The sequence below is a fragment of the Longimicrobium sp. genome (assembly GCF_036387355.1).
GTDB lineage: Bacteria > Gemmatimonadota > Gemmatimonadetes > Longimicrobiales > Longimicrobiaceae > Longimicrobium.
In genome coordinates, this window is record NZ_DASVTX010000430.1 from 1 (window position 1) to 3267 (window position 3267).

The window sequence follows — 3267 nt, forward strand, 5'->3', positions numbered from 1 at the left end:
CGCACCGGATGGAAACTCCCCAGCAACAGCCCAAGAACCCGCTGCACGGCGTCACGCTGGAGCGCATGCTGACCGAACTGGTGGAGCACTTCGGGTGGAAGACGATGGGCGAGCGCATCGCCATCCGTTGCTTTACCAGCGACCCCAGCGTGCCCTCCAGCCTCAAGTTCCTTCGCAAGACGCCGTGGGCGCGCGAAAAGGTGGAAGGCATGTACCTTTACATGCTGCGCGAAAAGGCGCGGCAGGCGCGCCGCTGATCCGCCGCGCCGCCATGGTTCCGGCGTCCGGCCCGCACCTTTTCACCTGAACTCCACGCATGCAGCAGAAACTCTTTGCCACGCCGCAGGAAGCCGCGATGAGCGGGTTTTCGGCACGCTACTGCCGCGTTGTGGCCACGGCGGTGGATGGCGATGACGGGTACGTGGTGGTGGATACCGGGTCCGACGGACACCCTTACCTGTACGGCGGCGCGGTAAAGCGGGAGGCGGGCGGCTGGAGCGACGGCACCAGCGGCAACGGGGATGGCTGGATCAGCTCAGGTGACCTGGAGGAGGAAATCGGCGCGTACGCGCTCTGGGGCGAGGCGCCGGCGGGTGCCGACGCCGTTCGCGCGCGCTGGCGGGGCGACGTGCGCGAGACCCTGATCGAGCACGGCGTGTACCTGGTGGCGTGGTGGAGAGTGCCGTGCCCCGAGGACGATTATCCCTCCGTGACGGAGTTCCGCATCGACGGAAACTGGGTCACGGCGGCTCGTTCTCCCCTGCTGGACAAGTATCGCCCACCATCGTCCCACTGAGTTCCCCCCGCATCCGCTCCAACTCCGCACCGGCCCGCCCCGCGTGAAACTCGCCACGACACGTTCCCCGTTGATCAATCCGCGCCGCGTGGTGCGGCTGCTGCTCGTGCTCGGCACCGGCTGGGCGGGGGCGTGCGCGCCGGGTGGACGGATGGCGCCGGCATCGTACGTGGCGGCGCCGGAAGCCGCGACGCGGACGAGCGTGTCGGACCGGCTGTACTTCGGGCGCTCCATGCCGGGCGGCGCGACCGTGGCGGAGGGCGAGTGGCGGGCGTTCGTGGAGCAGGTGGTGACGCCGCGCTTTCCCGACGGGCTCACGATGTGGCACGCCGAAGGACAGTGGCGCGACCAATCCGGCGCCATCGTCCGCGAAGCCTCATTCGTGCTGGAGCTGATCCACCCCGACCACCCGGATTCCGACACCGCCGTCCGCGAGATCGCCGACGAGTACAAGCGCCGCTTTCACCAGCAGTCCGTGATGCGCGTCCGCACGCGCGTGGAAGCAAGCTTCTGAACGGCCGGCCGATCCCCACTGCGCATCACGAGGTCCATGCAGCTCATCCGCCCCGCCGCCGAGCACCTGCCGAGCTACATGCACGCCCTGAGGCAGGGCTGGTCGCCCTCCAACGTGCGGCCGGCGCTGGCGCGGGAGCAGTTGCAGTCCATCGAGCGCGATCCCACGGCGTTCCTGGTCACGCAGGATGATCCGGATGGCAAGGGCCAGCCCATCGCGCTGCCCGACGGCTCCCTGGTGCCGCGCCTGCCCGGCTTCATCCGGTGGATGTGGGATGGCGAGTTCTGCGGCATCATCAGCTTTCGCTGGCAGCCGGGGACGACCGCGCTGCCGCCGCACTGCCTGGGGCACATTGGATACGCCGTCGTTCCGTGGAAGCGCAGGCGCGGGTACGCCACGGCGGCGCTTGGTCTGATGGTCGGCGAGGTACGGCGGGCGGCGCTGGAGGGCCTGGATTACCTGGAGATCGTGACGGACACCACCAACCTCGCGTCGCAGCGGGTGATCGAAGCGAACCGAGCCGTCCTCATCGAACGCTTCACCAAGCCCGCCGTGTACGGAGGCACCGAGAGCCTGCGCTACCGGATCGTTCTGGATGAGGGCGCCGGCGGGTGAGCACCCGCGGCAGAGCGCGTACACCCCGCGCGTTCAGCACGGCGCGCGATCATGACGCGTAACCCGCGTAAGGAGCGAACCGTGATGACCGAGGCCAGGCCGATGGGATGGCGGCGCTGCGAGCCGATCGTGCCGCACTGGAGCCGTTATCTGATGACGGTTGCGTTCGCCATGGCTGTTCTGGCCACCTGCTTTCTGGGATTTGCTGAACTCGCCGGCGTCTTTGCTCCGGAGACCGGCTCTACCCGCGCATTGGCGCCGCCCTGCCCCGCCACTCCGGCGCAGCGGCCCACGATGGTGCTGCGCGATTCCGCCACCGGCTTCAGCATCACCGTGCCGCGCGGCACCTGGAAGGCCGCCGCGTGGGCGCGATCGAACGACGGCGCGGGATGGCGTGATGCGGCCAGCGGCGACGTGGTGTACATCCTCGCCGAGTCGCACTTTCCCGGCCGCCCGCGCATTGAGCACGGCGGCTTTCACGGACTCGCCGAGCTGGAGCGATGCCGCGAGCCGCGAGGCCGCGATTCTGCCTGGATCGCCTCCGGACACGAGTACGGTCACCCTTCAGGGCTCAGCGCCCTCCTGCTGGCCCCGGACCGGGCGGGCAGGTGGCTGTACGCCAGGGCCGTCACGCGCGGCGACGTGGATCGGCAGCGCGAATGGCTCGCCGCGGTGCGGACCGCCAGGCTGGACCGTCCCTGACGCAACGGTTCAGATTCAGATTGATTGACGATGACCAGACCCTTCAATGAGGAACCAGGAATGCCGAATTACTGGGTAGTTGGTGCCATGTGGGGCGGGAGCGACGATCAAAAAGATGCGTTTGTTCGGCGCGGGTACTGGGAGCTGGGATGGGCGGATGCAGACCAGCCCGCCCAGGCTGCTCGCCGCGACCAGATCGCACCGGGTGACCGCATCGCGATCAAGAAAATGCTTGGACAGGGCGCTACGGACATTGAAATCCGTGCGTTGGGGGTCGTTCGCGAGGTCGACGAAGCCAAGCGCGTGTATGTCGATTGGCTCGTGCCAAGCCTCCAACGACAGGTGCCCATCAAGGGCTGTATGCAGTCCATCCATGGGCCATTCGCACCGGATGATCCTTGGACCCGGGAAGTATTCCAGTTGTAAGCCACGCATACACAGGTGCTGAAAACGCCGGGCATGCATCCGCACCGCGTCCCCATGACGGACCCTGACTCTCCCTCCCGCGCGGAGGTGCGCGACAGCTACGACCGCGTGGCGGATGAGTACGCGCGGCGCATTGCGGGGGAGCTCGCGAACAAGCCGCTGGACCGCGCGCTGCTGGATGCGTTCGCCGAGCGCGTGCGCGGCGCCGGGCCCG

6 protein-coding genes are annotated in these 3267 nt (G+C 68.2%); all 6 read left to right on the forward strand.

Annotated features, from left to right (window positions below; translation table 11 throughout):
* Positions 1-8: 8 nt before the first annotated feature.
* The 6 genes from VF665_RS18815 to VF665_RS18840 all read left to right on the forward strand — a co-directional run bounded on the left by VF665_RS18815 (position 9) and on the right by VF665_RS18840 (position 3053).
* On the forward strand, positions 9-257 hold the full coding sequence (locus VF665_RS18815) for a VF530 family protein (RefSeq protein WP_349263154.1): 249 nt from the start codon (positions 9-11) through the stop codon (positions 255-257).
* Positions 258-316: 59 nt separating this feature from the next.
* Positions 317-796, forward strand: coding sequence for a hypothetical protein (locus VF665_RS18820; protein ID WP_331054999.1), 480 nt, complete (start codon positions 317-319; stop codon positions 794-796).
* A gap of 70 nt (positions 797-866) precedes the next feature.
* Positions 867-1310 carry a DUF3574 domain-containing protein gene (locus VF665_RS18825; protein ID WP_331055000.1) on the forward strand — a complete coding sequence of 148 codons (444 nt, stop codon included), beginning with the start codon at positions 867-869 and terminating at the stop codon, positions 1308-1310.
* A 36-nt stretch (positions 1311-1346) separates the two neighbouring features.
* Positions 1347-1925, forward strand: coding sequence for a GNAT family N-acetyltransferase (locus tag VF665_RS18830; RefSeq protein ID WP_331055001.1), 579 nt, complete (start codon positions 1347-1349; stop codon positions 1923-1925).
* An 84-nt stretch (positions 1926-2009) separates the two neighbouring features.
* Complete coding sequence (locus tag VF665_RS18835; protein ID WP_331055002.1) at positions 2010-2627, forward strand: hypothetical protein; 618 nt, start codon at positions 2010-2012, stop codon at positions 2625-2627.
* A 30-nt stretch (positions 2628-2657) separates the two neighbouring features.
* Complete coding sequence (locus VF665_RS18840; protein ID WP_331055003.1) at positions 2658-3053, forward strand: hypothetical protein; 396 nt, start codon at positions 2658-2660, stop codon at positions 3051-3053.
* The last annotated feature ends 214 nt before the right edge of the window (positions 3054-3267 follow it).

Excerpts from the sequence above, each read along its gene's own strand:
- VF665_RS18820 (WP_331054999.1), top strand. The coding sequence starts at position 317 with ATGCAGCAGAAACTCTTTGCCACGCCGCAGGAAGCCGCGATGAGCGGG.
- VF665_RS18815 (WP_349263154.1), top strand. The coding sequence starts at position 9 with ATGGAAACTCCCCAGCAACAGCCCAAGAACCCGCTGCACGGCGTCACG.
- VF665_RS18835 (WP_331055002.1), top strand. The coding sequence starts at position 2,010 with ATGACCGAGGCCAGGCCGATGGGATGGCGGCGCTGCGAGCCGATCGTG.
- VF665_RS18840 (WP_331055003.1), top strand. The coding sequence starts at position 2,658 with ATGACCAGACCCTTCAATGAGGAACCAGGAATGCCGAATTACTGGGTA.
- VF665_RS18830 (WP_331055001.1), top strand. The coding sequence starts at position 1,347 with ATGCAGCTCATCCGCCCCGCCGCCGAGCACCTGCCGAGCTACATGCAC.